This is a genomic window from Leptolyngbya sp. FACHB-8, from assembly GCF_014695575.1.
Lineage (GTDB): Bacteria > Cyanobacteriota > Cyanobacteriia > Elainellales > Elainellaceae > Vacuolonema.
On record NZ_JACJOO010000006.1, the window covers coordinates 211,212 to 229,635 of the forward strand.

The 18,424-nt window shown below is 45.6% G+C and carries 13 protein-coding genes; 6 read left to right on the forward strand and 7 right to left on the reverse strand.

Features of this window, described 5'->3' with window-relative positions; genetic code table 11:
• Nucleotides 1-6 precede the first annotated feature (6 nt).
• Together H6F91_RS00940 and H6F91_RS00945 are read right to left on the reverse strand one after the other, a co-directional pair.
• Nucleotides 7-6,123 (reverse strand): hybrid sensor histidine kinase/response regulator, encoded by a 6,117-nt coding sequence (locus H6F91_RS00940; protein ID WP_190774372.1) that lies wholly within the window; start codon nucleotides 6,121-6,123, stop codon nucleotides 7-9.
• 575 nt (nucleotides 6,124-6,698) lie between these two features.
• Nucleotides 6,699-6,983 (reverse strand): pentapeptide repeat-containing protein, encoded by a 285-nt coding sequence (locus H6F91_RS00945; protein ID WP_190774373.1) that lies wholly within the window; start codon nucleotides 6,981-6,983, stop codon nucleotides 6,699-6,701.
• Between the two features lie 247 nt (nucleotides 6,984-7,230).
• Here H6F91_RS00945 and H6F91_RS00950 point away from each other — a divergent pair, with 247 nt between their 5' ends.
• The 6 genes from H6F91_RS00950 to H6F91_RS00975 all read left to right on the forward strand — a co-directional run bounded on the left by H6F91_RS00950 (nucleotide 7,231) and on the right by H6F91_RS00975 (nucleotide 14,682).
• The gene (locus H6F91_RS00950) at nucleotides 7,231-7,530 is read left to right on the forward strand and encodes an RNA-binding protein (protein WP_190774374.1); all 300 of its coding nucleotides are present in this window, start codon (nucleotides 7,231-7,233) and stop codon (nucleotides 7,528-7,530) included.
• A 171-nt stretch (nucleotides 7,531-7,701) separates the two neighbouring features.
• Complete coding sequence (gene rpsU / locus H6F91_RS00955; RefSeq protein ID WP_190774375.1) at nucleotides 7,702-7,896, forward strand: 30S ribosomal protein S21; 195 nt, start codon at nucleotides 7,702-7,704, stop codon at nucleotides 7,894-7,896.
• 166 nt (nucleotides 7,897-8,062) lie between these two features.
• Nucleotides 8,063-8,371 carry a pentapeptide repeat-containing protein gene (locus tag H6F91_RS00960; protein ID WP_190774380.1) on the forward strand — a complete coding sequence of 103 codons (309 nt, stop codon included), beginning with the start codon at nucleotides 8,063-8,065 and terminating at the stop codon, nucleotides 8,369-8,371.
• 431 nt (nucleotides 8,372-8,802) lie between these two features.
• Nucleotides 8,803-9,663: a fatty acid desaturase gene (locus tag H6F91_RS00965; RefSeq protein ID WP_190774376.1), complete on the forward strand. Its 861-nt coding sequence runs from the start codon at nucleotides 8,803-8,805 to the stop codon at nucleotides 9,661-9,663.
• Between the two features lie 1,724 nt (nucleotides 9,664-11,387).
• The gene (locus H6F91_RS00970; RefSeq protein WP_190773870.1) at nucleotides 11,388-11,636 is read left to right on the forward strand and encodes a helix-turn-helix domain-containing protein; all 249 of its coding nucleotides are present in this window, start codon (nucleotides 11,388-11,390) and stop codon (nucleotides 11,634-11,636) included.
• Nucleotides 11,629-14,682, forward strand: a complete 3,054-nt coding sequence (locus tag H6F91_RS00975) for an ATP-binding protein (protein WP_190789185.1) — start codon at nucleotides 11,629-11,631, stop codon at nucleotides 14,680-14,682. The genes H6F91_RS00970 and H6F91_RS00975 overlap by 8 nt, the downstream gene beginning before the upstream one ends.
• 377 nt (nucleotides 14,683-15,059) lie before the next feature.
• Here the strand turns inward: H6F91_RS00975 and H6F91_RS00980 are convergent, their stop codons facing one another.
• The 5 genes from H6F91_RS00980 to H6F91_RS01000 all read right to left on the reverse strand — a co-directional run bounded on the left by H6F91_RS00980 (nucleotide 15,060) and on the right by H6F91_RS01000 (nucleotide 18,360).
• Nucleotides 15,060-15,458, reverse strand: coding sequence for a hypothetical protein (locus H6F91_RS00980; RefSeq protein WP_190775306.1), 399 nt, complete (start codon nucleotides 15,456-15,458; stop codon nucleotides 15,060-15,062).
• A gap of 136 nt (nucleotides 15,459-15,594) precedes the next feature.
• The gene (locus tag H6F91_RS00985) at nucleotides 15,595-16,299 is read right to left on the reverse strand and encodes a Crp/Fnr family transcriptional regulator (RefSeq protein WP_190775305.1); all 705 of its coding nucleotides are present in this window, start codon (nucleotides 16,297-16,299) and stop codon (nucleotides 15,595-15,597) included.
• A gap of 54 nt (nucleotides 16,300-16,353) precedes the next feature.
• Nucleotides 16,354-17,055 carry a Crp/Fnr family transcriptional regulator gene (locus tag H6F91_RS00990; protein WP_190775304.1) on the reverse strand — a complete coding sequence of 234 codons (702 nt, stop codon included), beginning with the start codon at nucleotides 17,053-17,055 and terminating at the stop codon, nucleotides 16,354-16,356.
• A gap of 85 nt (nucleotides 17,056-17,140) precedes the next feature.
• Nucleotides 17,141-17,566 (reverse strand): response regulator, encoded by a 426-nt coding sequence (locus H6F91_RS00995; protein WP_190775303.1) that lies wholly within the window; start codon nucleotides 17,564-17,566, stop codon nucleotides 17,141-17,143.
• Between the two features lie 380 nt (nucleotides 17,567-17,946).
• Nucleotides 17,947-18,360, reverse strand: a complete 414-nt coding sequence (locus H6F91_RS01000) for a hypothetical protein (RefSeq protein WP_190775302.1) — start codon at nucleotides 18,358-18,360, stop codon at nucleotides 17,947-17,949.
• Between the last annotated feature and the right edge of the window lie 64 nt (nucleotides 18,361-18,424).

An 18,424-nucleotide genomic window follows, 5' to 3' on the forward strand; every position in this document is an offset into this window, starting at 1 on the left:
GATCTCCTAAACTTGCTTCAAAAAATCTAAAATTTGTCGTCCCTTAAATTCCTTAGCAAGCTGCCGTAAGTAGTTGGAAAAAGGGCTCCATCGCGGGTTTGTCTCCTCTAAATGTGTTGCTCGTTTGGCGATCGCTCGCAGATCCCCGCGCATCGCTAAATCTAAGAAAATTGCAATCTCTTCTATGGGGGGAACCGCAAAGGTCGGGAAACCTGAAGAAGGGCTAATTAAAATACCTTCTAACTTAGCCCCTTCCTTAAGGGGTTCTTCCAGCTTCTCACTCTCATAAAGCCACTCCAGTTTCAAGTGTTCCTGTAGTTTTTGGAGGAGGTCGTCTCTTCGGATGGGTTTCGATAGAAAATCATTGCACCCAACCTCTATACTTTGTTGTTGGTCAAATTCAAAAACACTTGCTGAGATTGCGATCACGATAACATCTTTCAAGGACGGCATTAACCGGAGACGGCGGGTTGCTTCAAATCCGTCCAGGTTTGGCATTACCAGATCAATCAGGATGATGTCAGGCTGTAGCTCGTGTGCCCTGTTCAGTCCGTCTTGACCATCCACGGCTTCTGACACGTTAAACCCAAGTGGTTCTAGAAGATGGATGAGGACAGAACGATTGGTTGGTTTGTCATCCACGACTAAAATTTTCCGCTTTTCGCCTTTGACTCCAATGACGCTGAGCTTGAGCGTATCCGCACAAACCGCTGCTGAAGGGATTTCTAGTAAGTCTAAATCGAACCAGAAGTTGCTGCCGACCCCCAGCGTACTCTCAACCTGGAGCTTGCCACCCATCAGTTCAATCAAATGACCGCTAATGGCTAACCCTAGTCCTGTTCCTTCTGTCTTACGACTACTCTCTCCCGACTGCTGAAACGGTTTAAAAATTTCATCAAGCTGGTCAGAAGCAATGCCAACACCGGAATCTTCTACTTGGAAACGGATTTTCTGCTCGTGATAGCCTACCTTAAAGACGATCGCACCCGTTTCTGTAAATTTGACAGCATTGCCAAGCAGATTCAACAAGACTTGGCGTAAGCGTTTCTCATCGGCATGAACTATCTTGGGCAGAGGGGATAGCGCTTGATACGTTAACAATATTCCCTTTTGTTCGGCTCTGATTCTGAGGATTTCTACGATGCTCTGTAAGAATTCAGCCAACGAAAACTCATTGGGGCATAGCTCCATCTTGCGGGCTTCAATTTTAGAAAGATCCAAAACGTCATTAATGAGCGTTAGCAAATGTTCCCCGCAATGATGAATAATCGCAATGCGGCTCTTTTGCTGCTCCGATAAATTCGGGTCTTTCTGAAAAATCTGAGTATATCCCAGGATTCCATTTAGGGGCGTGCGAAGTTCATGGCTCATATTCGCCAAAAATTCACTTTTCGCTCGGTTGGCGGACTGAGCCAGTTCTTCTGCCCGTTGGCGATCGCACACCTCCTGCCGTAATTGGGTAGTTCGCTCTTCTACCTTTGCTTCAAGCGTTCTACTATAATCCTCTAACTGATCATGGGATTGCTTTAGACCAGCGTTAGCAATAGCTAGATCCTGATAGAGACGTGCATTTTCCAGCGAAATAGCAGCCTGAGAGGATAGAAGCTGTAGAATTTCTACCCGCTCTGTAGTGAAGGCATCTGTTGCTAAGTTATTTTCTAGATAAAGAATGCCAATTAGCTTACCTTGATGAACAATAGGCGTACACAAAATAGATTTTGGCTGGCATTCAAGAATATAATGATCTGTTACAAAAATTCCTTCATGAACTGCATCATTCAAAACCACACTTTCCTGAGTTTGCCGTACGTAGTTAATAACGGATAGAGGTAAGTGTTTACTCGCTTCTAGGGGAATGGATTGTTGAACAAGGATTTCATTCTGGTTAACTTGTCCAGTTGCCTCGATAAAGAGCTTTTTAGCTTTTTCTAAAATTAATGCACCTGTTTCTGCTCCAGCATTTTCGAGCACAATTTGCATCAGTTTAGTTAGCAGTTTGTCCAATACGATTTCGCTAGAAAGCACTTGTGATGCTTTGATTACCGTCGCAAGATCTAGCGTTTGAGCATAATTTCTGTGAGTGGGACTATGAATTTGTTGCGCCTCACGATTGGTACTTTCTGATGGTTGCCCTTGCCCCAGAATACTGGGGTGCACGGCTTCAAGCTGTCTAACTTTGGCGATCGCACCCCAACGGACATAACCGTAATAAGCTTCCTTCAAATATTCTTTAGCAAACTTACTTCTACCAAGGGAAAAGTAGAAATCTGCTGCTCGTTCATTAGCCAATGCTTCTTCTTGAAGGTAACCATGCTCTTTGGCCCCAGCGATCGCCCGGTCATACCATTCCATTGCATTTGCAATGCTTCCTGATATTCGGGCTAACTCTGCCTCAACAAGTTCATATTTATGCTGGAAGTTCATAGGGGCATGGCTTGCCCAATTCTGCATCTTTGCCTGGTTTTGCTCGACCCTATTGAGTAAGAATTCTTGCTGGGAAGCTGTAATAGATGGATAAATAGCCAGGTGAGCTAGCGAGTCATAGAAATAAAACATAGCCGCCGCTAAACAACCCCCTACACCGTCTAAATAGTGTTCAGCCTGTTTGGCATTCTCTGCTGCTTGAGAAAAGCTACCGAACAGATAACACAGAATTAACTTATTGAGAAAAGCATAGTGTGTTGTTGTTCGCTCATTAGATTGGATGTGAAGTGGTAGTGATTGTTCTTCGTTGTAAACGCTACCAATTAAATATTGGGGATTTTCAGCCAACCCTAATAGGTTTAGAGTGGCTTGATGAAAAACTTGATGCCATCCTAAAACAGTTTCTTGGTGAATTTGGACAATTGATTTGCCATAATTCATCATTTCTTGCTTCAGACTTTCCAGGTCAACTCCACACCAGTAAGAGTGCTGACACCTAAGTGCTGCGGCATAACCTGCATGAGCCGTATCCCCATTCTCCAATCCATGGGAGTAGGAACGTTGTAGTAAAGCTAACGTGTCTTTGACATGATACTTCCAGGCAGTGATAAATGTTCCAACTTTAAATAGGGTTTGGCTTTTTACCTCACGAGCATCTAACCGCTCAAAGAGGTCTAATCCTAACTGTCCAAACTGGTAACCTGTTTCAATATCTTGAAAGATACCAGTTAATACGATTCCATAGTCAGCAAAACCACTCGGCGAAAACCGAGAATTGCCATATTTAATCGAAAGATTAACTTGCTGGCATACAGTAAAGACAAATAGAGCAGGTGCTGCCTGATAAATAGCAGGAATTAAACTAGAAATAATCCGTAGAGCAGCTACTTTAGTAGCATCAGTCATCAATGGCAGATGAATTAAGTCTTCTAGTTTGGTTCCTGCTAAATTCGTTGTTATTTCTGCCGTTGCCTTTTCAATATCTAATGCTGTTGGTGATTCGGGAATTTCAACTCCTAGCATGCTGAGGACTTGTAAACCAAGTTTCACAGCTTCCAGTTGCTTGTGTTGCACTTCGTAGGATTTAATCCGGATTTCATAAGATTTTACCTGATCAAGTAGGGATTGAGCATGCTGTAAAACAATTGCTGTAAATTGCTGCATTTTCTCAAAACTGCCACCCAGAAATGCTGCTGTTGCTGCTGCCTGATACAGTGCTAACGTTAGATCATATTGACCATTCCAACTATCTTCGGTTAATAGCCTTAAACCGGCTTGCAAATACTCACTTGCAGCTTTATAAGCCGTTGCTGTTATAGCTTTCTGCCCTGCCATCAAATTAAGGTGAGCAATATCAGTTCTTTCCATCTCTCTTGTGATGAGCTCACTACCAACATTGAAGTGGTCAACAATATCAAAAATCCTTTCTGTAAGCGCTTCCGGTTCCAAACTCTGACGAAGCAACCGGCCAATTTGCAAATGCGTAGATTGCTTAGCGCTATCATCAATCAACGCGTAGGCGGCTTGTTGTACCCGGTCGTGGAGAAATCTAAACTCTATAGCCTCTGGATTTGTATCAAGCAAGCTGGGTAGATCCCATATTAATTCAGAAGCCGGTAATACTAAGCCTTCTTCAAGGGCTGGCACAAGATCGCGATAAGTATTTGCTAATAATTGCTTATACAGAATCCAATCCGATGAGGTATGAGAGATAGATGTGAGACTTTGTTCCACGTCTATCCCTCGTATCTCATTAGACTGGAAGTGGTTATAAATAGTTGAAAGAGTTTGCAAATCAAACATATTACCTACACAGGCTGCCAACTGTATGACATGTTGGGTAGCTTTGGGTAACTTTCGTAGCTTCTGAATCATCAACTCAACAACATTGTCTGTAATGCCAATCGCTTTAATTTGCGTAATATCCCATTCCCAAAACGCTCCTCTAATAACCGACGAGGTATTCAATCTCAACAACTGTTCCTGATATAAGGTTTTAAGAAACTGCGTGACAAAAAAAGGATTACCGGAGGTCTTACGAAGAACCAATTCAGCTAATGCTTGAACCGATATTTCATCACTGTGCAGCGTGTCAGCAATTAGATGGCTAATATCTAAAAGAGTTAAAGGAGCTAAAGTAATTTCGTGAATGGTAACAGCTTGAGAACGTAAAGAATCAAGAACCATCATTAAGGGGTGGCTCGAACTAATCTCATTATCCCGATAGGCTCCAACTAGAAATAGGTGTCCTATCTCTACATCGGTCATGATAACATCGAGCAATTTGAGGGTAGCAAAATCAACCCATTGCAAATCATCTAGAAAAAGAACTAGAGGATGCTCTGGTGAGCAGCAAATGCGAATGAAATTTTGAAAAACAAGGTTAAATCGGTTTTGTGCTTCTGTAGGTGCCAGTTCTAAAGCGGCGGGCTGTTTGCCAATAATTTTTTCCACATCAGGAACAACATCAATGATGACCTGGGCATTATGTCCTAGAACCGTTAGAAGTTTGGTTCGCCACTGGGCTAACTGCACCTCACTTTCAGTCAACCATTGTTTTATTAATGATTGAAATGCTGTGATAATTGCTGAATAAGGAACATTGCGTTGAAATTGGTCAAATTTGCCAGAAATGAAGTATCCTTTCGCTTCAATAATAGGCTGGCGGATTTCATGAACTAAAGATGATTTCCCAATACCAGAGTAGCCTTTGACTATCAGAACTTCCCGTCTACCAGTTCTGACATGATCGAATGTTGTCATGAGTAAACGAGCTTGTCGATCGCGCCCATACAACTTGTCCGGAATCGAAAACTGGCTAAATGAATCAAGCTCTCCAATACTGAAGTGTGAAATTGTACTTGAGGATTGCAGCATCTCTAGACAAATTTCTAAGTCAGCCTTCAGCCCTAGTGCACTTTGATAACGGTCTTCAGCTGTCTTAGCGAGTAATTTCATAACAATTGCAGACACCGCCTCTGGAATGTCTGGCCGAACCAGATCAGGTGGGATAGGCGTCTTAGCAATGTGGCAATGAATAATTTCCAGGGCATCCGTTGCTTGGAATGGCAACTGCCCAGTTAACATCTCATAAAATACTACGCCAAGGGAATAGAGGTCTGTGCGGGAGTCAATTGAGCGGTTCATTCTCCCAGTCTGTTCTGGAGAGATATAGGAGAGCGTGCCTTCAAAAATATTGATAGTACTAGCAGGTGAATCTTCTCTTGATAGATAGGCCGAGATACCAAAATCAATCAACCTGATTTCACCTGTTTTATTAACGAGAATGGTATATGTTTTAATATCTTTATGAATAATATCTTGCTGATGAAGTTGCACTAGAACAGAAGATAGGCGGATCGCAATTTGTAAAAAATTGTTTAGGTTAAATTGTTGTGCTGCGATCGCCTCAGCCAGTGATACTCCATCAAAGCCAGAGAGAATAAGAGCTAACCCGTTCAGATCGCTTTCTAGAGCAATCGGTTTAACAACTTCTTCGATTGCCAAGCCCTGCAGAATTTCATATTCGTGTCTAAGACCAGCCAGTTGCTCAACGGTTGGATATTCAGCTTTCAGCGTTTTAATAATGACCGATGTTGGTTTCAGGCTATCTTTCGATGCCTTAGCTCGGTAAATACAGGTGGCAGGCCCTTCATAAAGAACTTCAAGCAAAGTGTAGCCAGCGATCATAGTACTCATTTGCTTTCCTGTGCTTGTCCTATGGGTGGACGAGCAATACTCGACCTCATATTTATCTTAGGTATTAACAAGAAGTTTGATGTGTAGTTGGGTCCAACTTGAAGCAATCCTTGAGGAAGCTATCCTTTTTTTGAGAAGAGCAACAGTTTTAGATGTAGATGTTTATGATCAGTTACATCTCTTTTAAAGACTAAACTTTTATACAAAGTTTTTCTATATATTGTTACTGAAAATCTGATTGCAGTACTCATACTTTAGAGAACTAATTTCCCGTGAGTTTTGTGTATAAAACCTAACAATAGTGTTCTAAATACATGGATGGGGTGTGGTGAAAGAGGCATGAATTGCCTCTTTCACCACACCCCATCCATGTGCTGGAAACATGACCCACTAAACCATAGGAGATTTACCTTTTAAATTTCTTTAGCAAAAAGCAAGAACTCTTGAAATAATGCTGACACAGGGGAATTGGTATCAAATCGTAGCTTATTGAATAGGGGGATGAAATGAAATGCCAAAGTAGCGGTTGGCGCTCCATTTCATCCCCCTATTCAGCACCTGAATCGTTATTCCACTCAATCGTGAATTGTTCCATCGGGCATCTTTGCCCCCTTTAAGTTAGCAGAGCTTAAATCGACTCCCTCCAAATTTGCCCAACTTAAGTCCGCTCCCCTTAAATCTGCCCAGTCTAAGTTTGCCTCACGTAGGTCTGCCCAACGTAAGTTTGCATGGCGTAAATTGGCTCTTAAAAAATTTGCCCCCTTCAGGTCAACGCAACTAAGGTGTGCTGAGCAAAGGTCGATATTACAAAAATCACGTTTCCCTGCTGCTAACAGCATTTGGAATTCAGTTATATCCATATGCCTATTCTGGCTTATTTCTTCTAATTATCTGATTATAGTGTTCCTTAATGATTTATGAATGATTTATGGAATCGGCTGTGGGCGTTGAGCCTGGCTGTTTCTGCCTTAACTTCATAACCTATATAAGATTGCAATATATCTAATTTATGTTAGGGTATAGGCAAGTCTTACTTTCGGCCGTGTAATTCGTCTCACAAGCGTTTCTCCGAATCTAATTCTCTACACCTAGTTTTGGAGAAAACGGATGTCAGTCTACGTTGGGAACTTATCCTACCAAGTTACACAAGATGATTTGACGCAGGCGTTTGCCGAGTATGGAACCGTCAAGCGTGTTCAACTGCCCATGGATCGCGAAACCGGAAAGATGCGCGGCTTTGCGTTTGTTGAAATGGGAACCGATGCTGAAGAAACCGTCGCCATTGAAGCACTGGATGGTGCTGAGTGGATGGGGCGTGACCTTAAGGTCAACAAAGCAAAACCTCGTGAGGAAAGAAGTCCTTCCGGTGGTAACTGGTCGAACAAGAAAACTTCATCCTGGCATTAATCAGATTGTCACTCCTGAGATTCTGAGGTTTTTTGAAACGTTTATTTTGTTAGCTTCAGATTAGCTATGTAAATGATTTCATTTCTACCTCTAAAGGTTGTTAAAGGGCTGCTGCGCGGTAGTTGTAGCCCTTTTTATCTCACTCTAATTATCTAATTTCAAGGAGACTAGATGGCTCAAATCATTCCGGGTGAGAACGAAGGAATTGAGTCAGCATTGCGTCGATTCAAGCGAGTTGTTTCCAACGCAGGCATCTTCCCAGACATGCGAAAAAATCGCCACTTCGAAACACCGCTTCAAAAGCAGAAGCGTAAGGCGTTAGCTAAACATAAGCAACGTAAAAGTAGAAGAAAGTTTCATTATTGAGTGCTAAATGTTGAGGTGCGATCGCATCTCCCACTCTGAACCTCTTGCAAGACATGGAATCAGCATTAAAGAGGCCTTTTGTCTAAGCCATTTAACGCTTGCCTGTTATTTGTATTCTGAAGTTTGTCCTATCACCTATACGGTTCTCCAAATGCTCTTAATAGCAATGAATACCAACGAACTCTGTAGCCGCTATGCAGCTGGGCAACGGGACTTTAGGAATCTGAATCTGATGGCAGCCAATCTGAGAAACTTAAACCTGGTTGGTGTCAACTTCAGTGGTGCTAATTTAACCAAGGCGAATCTTACACGAACAAATTTGAGCCACGCAAATTTGACAGGTGCAGTTTTGACAGGTGCAATTTTGAATGAGACAAATTTGGCTAAAGCTAATTTGACAGATGCTAATCTCACCGATACAAACTTAGCTGAAGCTAATCTGCAAGGTTCCTTCAAAAGGCAGCCCAAAAGTTGATAGTTATTGAAATTTATCTACGTAGGTAGGCAAAATTACTAAAGAATAGAATATTGTGCCGCCTACACAGTGGGCGGCATAATATTTTGAATTATTTTGAATTTAAGAATGAATTGAGTTACTTACACACCTATACCAGTTCTTTGTAATACGGCACAGAATAAAGAGCATCCGTAATAAAATCCGTTCAAAGAATTGATTTTCGTGGAGTGAGTGTTTTGCCTAAGACATGTGCAGGCAGGATGTTCACTCTACAAAGTCGATCTTGTGCAAATTCAAATAGGATTGGTGTCACATCTAACTAATGTTAGAAGCTGATTCATCCTTTGTAAAGATTGCACTGCTAAGACATTATCGAGTACGGTTTCAGGGGAAAAACACACTCCTGAAGAATACTCCGGTAAACTAAAAATGTGTTCGATAGGAATTTCATGACTTCTAATATGCTTCAAGCTGACCTTAAAGAGAGGCAATCGCTCGTATTAAATTGGACGAGCGTCACGTTTTTTGCCGCCATTCATGTCCTTGCTCTATTAGCGCCCTGGTTCTTCTCTTGGTCAGCTTTGGGAGTAGCCCTCTTCCTTCACTGGTTACTTGGCAGTATTGGTATTTGTTTGGGCTATCATCGCTTACTGACCCATCGCAGTTTTCAGGTACCTAAAGGCTTGGAATATGCGATCGCCATTATAGGTGCCCTTGCCCTGGAAGGTGGCCCGATCTTCTGGGTCGCAGGACATCGCAGGCACCACTTATATGCTGAAGATATTGATAAAGATCCCTACTCAGCAAAGCGTGGTTTCTGGTGGAGCCACATGGCCTGGCTGTTTTACAAACGGCCAGAGTTCTTTGAATATGAGCACTACCGACAATTTGCACCGGATTTAGCACGGGATCCATTCTATCGTTGGTTAGGCCGCTATTTCCTACTCCTCCAAATTCCCTTAGGAATTGTGCTGTATCTACTGGGGGGATGGTCGTTTGTGGTCTACGGAATCTTTGTAAAAGCGGTTCTTGTCTGGCATAGCACCTGGCTTATTAACTCGGCAACCCACATCATGGGCTACCGCACCCATCATTCGGATGACAACTCCGCTAACCTCTGGTGGGCCGCACTGCTGACTTATGGCGAGGGATGGCACAACAATCATCATGCCTATCCCAATGTGGCACAAGCTGGTTGGAAATGGTGGGAGATTGATATGACCTGGTGGGTAATTCTCGCCCTCAAAAATCTGGGTTTAGCTCAAAAAGTTGTTCTTCCACCAGCAGCCCATCCCAATAAAGCAAACTAAAGGTGAATGGCACTGAAATAAGCGAAATCTGAGTACCCAGAGCCCCGGTTCTTTAGAAAAACCGGGGCTCTGAATCTTTTACGTCAGTGCCAATCAACCTTTAGATTGAAAGGGTGTCGTGCAAAGCGTGGCACCCTTTTATTAATTGCAGGCTCCCTATGGGAGAGGGGAGAGATCGTTAACGTTATTTAACTTCAGTTCGGGATAAGCTGAGGTGCTCATTTTGGCGTGCACTTTGCGCACGCCAAAATGAGTGTTTTCGAGTGCCGCGCATTGCGCGGCACTCGAAAACACCCTTAACCCGAACTCAGGTTATTTAGAACTTGATTTATAAAAAATTTTACTGAAACATACACGGAAATGTGCACAAAAGAAACACTGTATGCAACTCATATTGAACAGATATAAACAGAATTCGGCACTACCGTGACGAATAGAAATCCATTACGGGTTGAAGGAGTAGTGCGATCGCCCCTACGAGTACAAACGATAGTGTGATTCACAAAAAAGTTAGATTTAACTGTATAGTAATGCCCTACAAGAAAAATTACTTTTACTTATATTTCTCACTTTAGAGCGGAGAAATAGCAGAATTATAGTAGATGCGAAAATACCAATTTATTTATGGCTTTGAGATGAATCATTAGACCTGTTTTATCGCAATGTGCAAGTGCGTTAAGTACAGCAACGGTAGTGTGGGGTACGAAATGCCCCACACTACCCTACTTAATCAGCACGCACGGCCCTATAGGCCTGTAGATGGTTATTCTGAAAGTGCAAACTACTCTTTCCACAATCATCTACAGGTTCAGGATAGAACTGGTTTTTAAGAGTCATTACTAGTATCGTCAAGATTACGGCAACAGCTAGAACTCATGCACATTTGATCTTTTTGCAATGCGTTCTTAAGAGAAGCTATCTGTGTTTTCATGCTCTGTAGCAATACCTTGATCTGGCGTAGTAATCTAGCCCGCTCCTCAACTAATGATTCAAAATGTTCAGGTTCTTCCATAGCTTCTCCAATGTTGGGTAACACACAAAAGGCTGCTTGATGAGATTTACATTCCTGGTACGAGTTTCACTATTTCTCAGCGATCACAAGTGCCAAGAACTTTGGAGACCCACCCTACCAGTGATGACTCACGCCCTTAGCCTAAAAGTCCAGGCTCATCTTTTCCTCTAACTTTTGAGGCATATCAAGTGGAGGTACAAAATTATTGGTAGTGCCTCAATCCTTTGTAATGCTTCATCTCGCTTGGATTTTGGATGTAGTAGGCAATCATTAAAGACTCCTATCTTTTCAGTATGAATTGCGGATCTTTTCGATATCAATACTCTAGACAGTTTTTCTGAAACCCTTGATTTTGCGTGCGCTTCGCGCACGCAAAATCAAGGGTTTCAGAAAAACTGTCCGAACTAATGCGATATGAATTGTCTGCCTTTCGGCTCTAAAGAGGTCGTTAAGTGACTGCGACTTTATGGCCTTACGTTCTCTGCTTAGAACAGTTTAGTTTTTGAAAAACCTCGCGCCGTGCGGCTTTTCAAAAACTAAATGTCCTGGTTCTGATGCTGGGCTCTGGCAAAGCGAGCAGGCCAGCGTTTCGTCTTAGATGGGGCTTGTATAAAAAGCAAGATTTCTCTTTGGCAAGCAACAAAATCTTCCTTAGGGGGGGAGGTGGGGTTATCCCTTATGTCCTAATGTGATTCAAGCGTTCGCAATCACTATGTCTTCCCTAAAAACCTTACCCATCTCAGATGTCATTCACCAGCTTCGACAGCACTTTAACTTATCTCAGGAAAAATTTGCGGCGAAGTTAGGTGTCTCCTTTAAAACGGTGAATCGCTGGGAGAACGGGCGTAGTGTACCCTCACCCATGGCCATGAAATTAATTGAAGAGTTGTTGGAATCAACGGAGGGATCGAAAAAATCCTGGTTGACGCAGGACTCCCTGGAGGGAGAACGGGATGTCTGAAAAGTCGTCTCGTATAAGCCTAAACGATGTTTTGATTACGGAGGTATTACATCAAAGGTTGCCCCGCACCCCAAATCTACAAGCTGAGACCCAAGCCCTTCATCTAGTAGCTCGGCAACTGGCCGAACAGTCCCAAGCCCTGCTTAACACGCTGGTGACTGTAGCAAAAGACCTATGCCAAGCCGGAACTGCCGGAGTTAGCCTGCTAGAAGTGACTCCCGACGGGAAGGAAATCTTTCGCTGGAATGCGATCGCCGGAGCCTTAGCTGACCATGTGGGAGCGTCCACGCCGAAGAACTTTAGCCCCTGTGGTACCTGTTTAGACCGCCAGGCACCTCAGCTTTATTCGTACCCTGAGCGGTACTTCACCTACCTTCAGAACGCGAAACCCGCTATTGTTGAAGGTCTGGTCATTCCGCTGATGGGTACGGCTCAGCCCCTGGGCACCATTTGGGTCGTATCCCACGATGAAACACGGCAGTTTGATCCAGAAGATGTGCGGATCATGACCAGTCTCGCTGATTTTACCGCAGCGGCTCTGCAAAGTATTCACCTGCGTCAAACAGCTGAGGTTGCGTTGCAGCGAGAGCAAGCAGCTCGTCAGGAAGCGGAGGCCAACCGTCAGGCATTTAACGAATCGGCACAACGGGCCATCGAGATTCTGGAAAGTATTACGGATGCCTTTGTCTGTGTGGATCATGAGTGGCGAGTTACCTACATCAATCATGAAGCTGCTCAACTGAACGACCTGCAAGCCGAGGAACTGATTGGGAAAACTCAGCAGGAAATGGGACCCTGGGCGATCGCCACCGTCATTGAGGAAACCCATCGTCGCATTACCGCAGAATCAGGAGCGATCCGTTTTGAAGGGTTTGATCAACCCTCCAAACGATGGTTAGAGATTCATGCTTATCCCTGTAAGGTGGGATGCAGCATTTATTTTCGAGACATCACAGAGCGCAAACGCGACAAAGCCAAGCGTCAGCAAGTAGAAGCTGCTTTGTACGAGAGCGAATCTCGCTTTCGTTTGATTGTTGAAAGTGCGAAAGATTATGCCATCTTTACCCTCGATCTCGACGGCGTAATCACCAGCTGGAACCCTGGAGCTGAACGCTTATTGGGTTACAAAGAGGCAGAAATCATCGGTCAGCCCGGCTACACCATTTTTACCCCCGAAGACAGAAAAAATGGCCAGGACAAGAAAGAGTTAGAAATTGCGCTGACCCAGGGACGGGCTGAAGATGACCGCTGGCACCTGCGCAAAGATGGTAGCCGCTTTTTTGCCAGCGGTTATATGATGCAACTGCACGATGAAGCCGGCAACCTTCAGGGGTTAGTGAAGATTCTACGCGATATAACCGAGACCCATCAGGCTGCTGAGCGAGAGCAGTTTTTGTCTCAGGCAAGTGCCGTATTAGCTGGAACCCTGGATTACAAAAACACGTTGTTTAACATTGCACAACTGGCTGTGCCATTTCTGGCCGACTTTTGTTTCTTTGATATCCTCAACAATTATCAGCAAATTGAACGAGTAGCCTGGCATCACGGGGATCCGGCAAAGCGGGACTGGTTTGAGGAATTGCAGCGCTATACCCCTCCCGCAGACCAGGGGAGCCATCCCATTACCCATGTTCTGGCTACAGGCAAGGCTAACCTTGTTCCTCTTGTTACTGAGGAATGGAAGCAAACCGTTACGCTGAATGCCGAGCATCTGCAATTGATCCAGGAGTGTCAGGTGCGATCGCTCATCACCGTGCCGCTCATTGCCCACGGGCGAACCCTTGGAGCGTTAACTGTTTGCTTAACCGCAGATTCCAATCGCTACTACACGACAACGGAGCTGGATCTGGTAGAAGAGTTGGGGCACCGCGCTGCGCTTGCCCTGGATAACGCTCGGCTGTACCAGCAAGCGCAGGAAGCCAATCGGATGAAGGATGAATTTATGGCGGTGCTCTCCCATGAGTTGCGATCGCCCCTCAACCCGATTCTGGGCTGGATTCAGCTGATTCAGAAAGGGACGCTGAATGCCGAGAAAACTGCCAAAGCCTGGGCAACCATTGAGCGCAATGCCAGGCTACAAGCCCAACTGATTGAAGATCTGCTCGATATCTCCCGCATTTTACGAGGCAAACTCAAGCTGAATGTGGAGCAGGTGAATTTGGCAGCAACCGTTCATGCCGCAATTGAAACAGTACAGTTGGCGGCTCAGGCCAAATCTATTGTGATAGAGTCAATGCTCGATGCCCATGTCGGCTTGGTTTTGGGAGATACGACGCGATTACAGCAAGTGGTTTGGAATCTCCTCTCCAATGCGATCAAGTTTACGCCGGAACGAGGACGAGTCGAGATCCGGCTGGAGCAAATGGCTAGCCAGGTCCAGATTACGGTGAGTGACACCGGTATTGGTATTTCCTCCAACTTTTTACCGCATGTGTTCGATTACTTCCGGCAATCGGACAGTGCTACCACACGCCGCTTTGGGGGCCTGGGATTAGGGTTGGCGATTGTACGTCAATTGGTGGAAGCTCATGGTGGAACGGTATGGGCAGAAAGCCCCGGCGAGGGCCAGGGAGCAACGTTTACGGTCAGGTTGCCGCTAACGCTGGGTCAAGAAAGCTGGCAGCAAGACGTCCAGGGTTCAGGAGAGCCATTCAATTTACAAGGCATTCGCATCTTATTGATTGATAACGAGCTAGATGCCTTGGAGTATTCGGCGTTTGTGCTGGAGCAAGCAGGAGCAACTGTCATCTCAGCGACGTCTGCGACTGAAGCGTTGGAGTTATTTGCCCAAACTCAACCCAATGTGCTGGTGAGTGATATTGGGATGCCCGATCAGGATGGCTATATGCTGATACAGCAGGTGCGATCGCTCCCGCCCGAACAGGGAGGACAGGTTCCGGCGATCGCCCTCACCGCTTATGCGGGGGAGAATAACCGTCAACAGGCGATCACGGCAGGGTTTCAGCGGCATCTTGCCAAACCTGTTAGCCCGGAAGTATTCGTTGAGACGGTTGTTGCTCTGGTTAAGCCAAACCAATTTCCATAATCTCAGCTTGCTGCAAACTGAAATGCCTATCAGCAATTTTCAGTATGGGCATCAAAGCCAAGAGTTCACGCCCTACGGGCGTGAACTCTTGGCTTTGATGCCCGAAGACCGCGCGCCAAAAGCGCGCGGTCTTCGGGCCTGATTTCAAAATGAGAATTGCTGAGTGCCTATTTTTTTGTGCGCTTGGCGTATGCAAAAATAGTAAGCTCAAACCTTTGTAGGGGAGGTTGCATGTATCACATGCAACCTCCCCTACAAGGATTCTTGAATGCGTAGGTCTTACAGAGCTTTGCACATTGATTCAGTATGGTGGTGTGGGGCACGAAGTGCCCCACACCACCATACTGAATACACTTGCACATTGCTATAAAACGGTATTAGACTCGGCAAAGCTTTTGAATCATCAGTTTCAACTGTTGTCCATCCTCCAGATAAGACACATACGCATGATCACCCAGGTGAACATCCTGTCCTTCAAGATCTGCACCGTACTGCTCAGCGATGATCAAAATGGGCGTGAGGCCGTCTAGATCCGTGTACTGACGAATGTTTCGACCGATCGCCATCACTTCATCAAGCGATTGCTCTGTTTGATTCAGCAAAATCAAGTTAAAACGTTCTTGTCCTCCTCGTAGGCGTTGTATGGCATCCGTTTCGTCGATAGCAACGATGACTTGATAGCCCCAACGTTGCAGGTTATCCTTCAGCAGCGGGCGCGTGTCGTCATCCGGTTCAACGACGAAAATACGAGATGATGGTATACGTGGCGAGTTCATAGTTTCAGGTCAGCAGCGCAGTGTATTGTCAGGCAGGGTGCGTTTCACTTCGACGGTCGGTTGTTATGGAGAGGGCGCAGACCCCCTTCATAACAACCGACCACAAGCTTAGACCACTACTGTAAGACACAATGGGTTACCCTTTGTTATTTCCAAGCAAGCGATCATACTCTGCTCGGATTCGATGAAAGCATTCACAGGCTGAAGCTTCTAGTCCTGCCTGATTGAGAATCTTGATGTCTCCCCGACAATATTGAATCAGTTTACGCTCCTGCAACTTCTGGGCCGTTTGTGTCACCCCGGCTCGCCGCACCCCCAGCATGGTGGACATAAACTCCTGAGTTAGAGGCAGATGATCCGATTGAAGTCGGTCTTGCGCTTCAAGCAGCCAGCGTGGCAGACGTTGCTCTAGTGTGTGAAGCGAGTTGCATGCGGCTATTTGAGAGACTTGCGCCAGAAACGCTTGCGTGTAGCGTAACAACACATCATGCAGCTCCTCATTGCTCCGGAACTCCTGCCGCATGATCTGGGCATCAATTCTCATAGCTCTGCCTGCAGCCTGGACAGAGTGCTCTGTTTGGTCCATGACATGGTTGCCCAGGATAGCTGTAATCCCCAGCAGTTCCCGGTTGCCCACCATTCCCACCTCGGCTGTGGCACCATCTTGCATGGTCAGGGTGACAGAAAAAAGGCAATCGATTGGGAAATAGAGGTAAACCAGAGCATCACCAGGGCTATGGAGAATCGCACCCTGCTTAAAATCAAGCAGAGTAAGATGGGGAGCAAGGCGATCGCGCGATTCCTGAGAGAGCGCAGCCAATATTCGATTGCCGGGCATCATAAGAGCTTCCACGTTTTTGAGAGAGGCCCTCCATAGAACAAATCTCAAAATGAGTTAAGTGTCGTTTCCCAGTAAGCGGTCATATTCTGCTTTGATTCGTTTAAAGCATTCACAGGCTGACGCTTCTAACCCAGCCTGGTTGAGAATCTGGACATTTCCCCGACGATACTGGATCAGTTTTCGTTCTTGTAGCTTTTGAGCCGCTTGCGTGACGCCTGCCCGCCGCACCCCCAGCATGGTTGCGATAAATTCCTGGGTTAGAGCCAAATGATTAGAATGAACCCGCTCTTGAGTTTCTAGTAACCAGTGTGGCAGACGTTGTTCTAGCGTGTGGAGGGAGTTGCAAGCTGCCGTTTGAGTAACTTGTGCCAAGAATGCCTGCGTATATCGTAACATTACATCATGTAATTCACCATGACGCTCAAACTCCTGCCGCACGATCCGGGCATCAATTTTCATTGCTCTGCCTGCAACCTGGACGACGTATTCGGTTTGGGTCGTTGCACTACCACCTAGGATGGCATTGATCCCCAGCACTTCCCGGTTGCCGACCATGCCAACTTCCGCGGTTGACCCGTCTTGCATGGTCAGGGTGATCGAGATGAGGCAGTTAATCGGAAAATAAACATAGACTAACGGCTCTCCCGGTCGGTGGAGAACGAGGCCTTGTTCCAGGTTGACATGAACAAGGTGAGGCTCAAGTCTCTGGAGTACAGCAGGAGACAGGCTAGCCAGTATTTGATTTTCAGCAGTCATACGAGCCTCAGAAAAATAACTAGAGAGGCTCTTCGTAGAACACATCTCACGGCCCCAAGTCTAATAAGAAGTAAGAATACGTTTACTAATAAGGGCTCATCGCCAATTCTTGAGTCTGCCTGGTCAGGCAAGCGACTGTTTCAAGTAATTCGTCAATATTGAAGGGTTTAGACAAGTGACGACAAAACCCAGCAGCGAGGGCCTGGTCACGCTCGCTCTTGTTGGCACATACCGTCAGGGCGATCGCCGGGATCGGAGTACCACGTTCGGTTTCAAGAGCTTTCACCTTGCTCATGAGGGAATATCCATCTTCGCCGGGTAAGACAAGCTCACTGATGAGAAGATCAGGGCAGCTTTTTTGCATAATTTCAAGGCAGTCGCTGGCGCAAGTTGCTGCGATCGCCTCAACTCCATACCCTTCAAGCAGAACTGTCAGTAACTCGCTGGAATCAGCGTTACCGTCTACCACAAGCACCCGCAGACCTTTCCTCAATGAGGTTGAATTGTACATATCAGGAAAAGCCCTCCATACGAAGACAACACAATGGAGGTAGATAAAGATCTACGTTCCTGCACATTTAAGGACAGACGATCCATTCTGACCTTTTCACCATAAGTCGGTCTTAAGACTGAGGTCGGTACGGTTACGTACCTTGGACACAAAATATAGCTGCATCTATTGCCAAACTTCTTCTGCATGAATCAATGCGCGGCTTTGCCGGACAACGATTGATGCGGGAAGTTTGATGAAGAGATGTTGGGTGGAAGACTACAAACTCCCTTTCAACAGTAACACCACCTGAGGTCGGGTTAGGGGCTTTTTCGAGGGGCATGCATTGCATGCCCCTCGAAAAAGCCCCTTTTGGCTTATTTCAGATTGAGGTGAATACCCTATGGGACCGGACAGAGCAGGTATAGTAGCTCCTTCAGCTGTTGCCCATCCTCCAGGTAGGCGACATACTCGTAGTCTCCCATCTGAACATCCTGTCCTTCCAAGTCGTCTCCATAGCACTCTGCCATCACGACAACCGGGATGGAAGGTGGCAACCCTGCATGCTGACAGATATCCCGTCCTATGGCTACAAGTTCTGCAACGGAGTGTCCAACTTGATTCATGAGCAGAAGATCAAACGGTTCGCCTTTTCCCTGGACACGTTGCATGGCGTCCGTTTCACTCAGTGCCACAATTAAGGTGTACCCCCAACTGTGAAGGTTATCCATGAGAGAGGGACGCACTTTGTCATCTGGCTCCACCAGCAGAATAGTGGGTTGTATTAGCGCATCCTCGATCATTTCCCGTTTCATTCTCTTCTAAAGGGCATTAAAAAGATTGTTTGTCCTGTGTCACGCACGAAAAACAGTCTTTTCA

Excerpts from the sequence above, each read along its gene's own strand:
- H6F91_RS00950 (WP_190774374.1), top strand. The coding sequence starts at position 7,231 with ATGTCAGTCTACGTTGGGAACTTATCCTACCAAGTTACACAAGATGAT.
- H6F91_RS00940 (WP_190774372.1), bottom strand. The coding sequence starts at position 6,123 with ATGAGTACTATGATCGCTGGCTACACTTTGCTTGAAGTTCTTTATGAA.
- H6F91_RS00960 (WP_190774380.1), top strand. The coding sequence starts at position 8,063 with ATGAATACCAACGAACTCTGTAGCCGCTATGCAGCTGGGCAACGGGAC.
- H6F91_RS00945 (WP_190774373.1), bottom strand. The coding sequence starts at position 6,983 with ATGGATATAACTGAATTCCAAATGCTGTTAGCAGCAGGGAAACGTGAT.
- H6F91_RS00965 (WP_190774376.1), top strand. The coding sequence starts at position 8,803 with ATGACTTCTAATATGCTTCAAGCTGACCTTAAAGAGAGGCAATCGCTC.
- H6F91_RS00975 (WP_190789185.1), top strand. The coding sequence starts at position 11,629 with ATGTCTGAAAAGTCGTCTCGTATAAGCCTAAACGATGTTTTGATTACG.
- H6F91_RS01000 (WP_190775302.1), bottom strand. The coding sequence starts at position 18,360 with ATGAAACGGGAAATGATCGAGGATGCGCTAATACAACCCACTATTCTG.
- rpsU (WP_190774375.1), top strand. The coding sequence starts at position 7,702 with ATGGCTCAAATCATTCCGGGTGAGAACGAAGGAATTGAGTCAGCATTG.
- H6F91_RS00995 (WP_190775303.1), bottom strand. The coding sequence starts at position 17,566 with ATGTACAATTCAACCTCATTGAGGAAAGGTCTGCGGGTGCTTGTGGTA.
- H6F91_RS00970 (WP_190773870.1), top strand. The coding sequence starts at position 11,388 with ATGTCTTCCCTAAAAACCTTACCCATCTCAGATGTCATTCACCAGCTT.
- H6F91_RS00980 (WP_190775306.1), bottom strand. The coding sequence starts at position 15,458 with ATGAACTCGCCACGTATACCATCATCTCGTATTTTCGTCGTTGAACCG.
- H6F91_RS00990 (WP_190775304.1), bottom strand. The coding sequence starts at position 17,055 with ATGACTGCTGAAAATCAAATACTGGCTAGCCTGTCTCCTGCTGTACTC.
- H6F91_RS00985 (WP_190775305.1), bottom strand. The coding sequence starts at position 16,299 with ATGATGCCCGGCAATCGAATATTGGCTGCGCTCTCTCAGGAATCGCGC.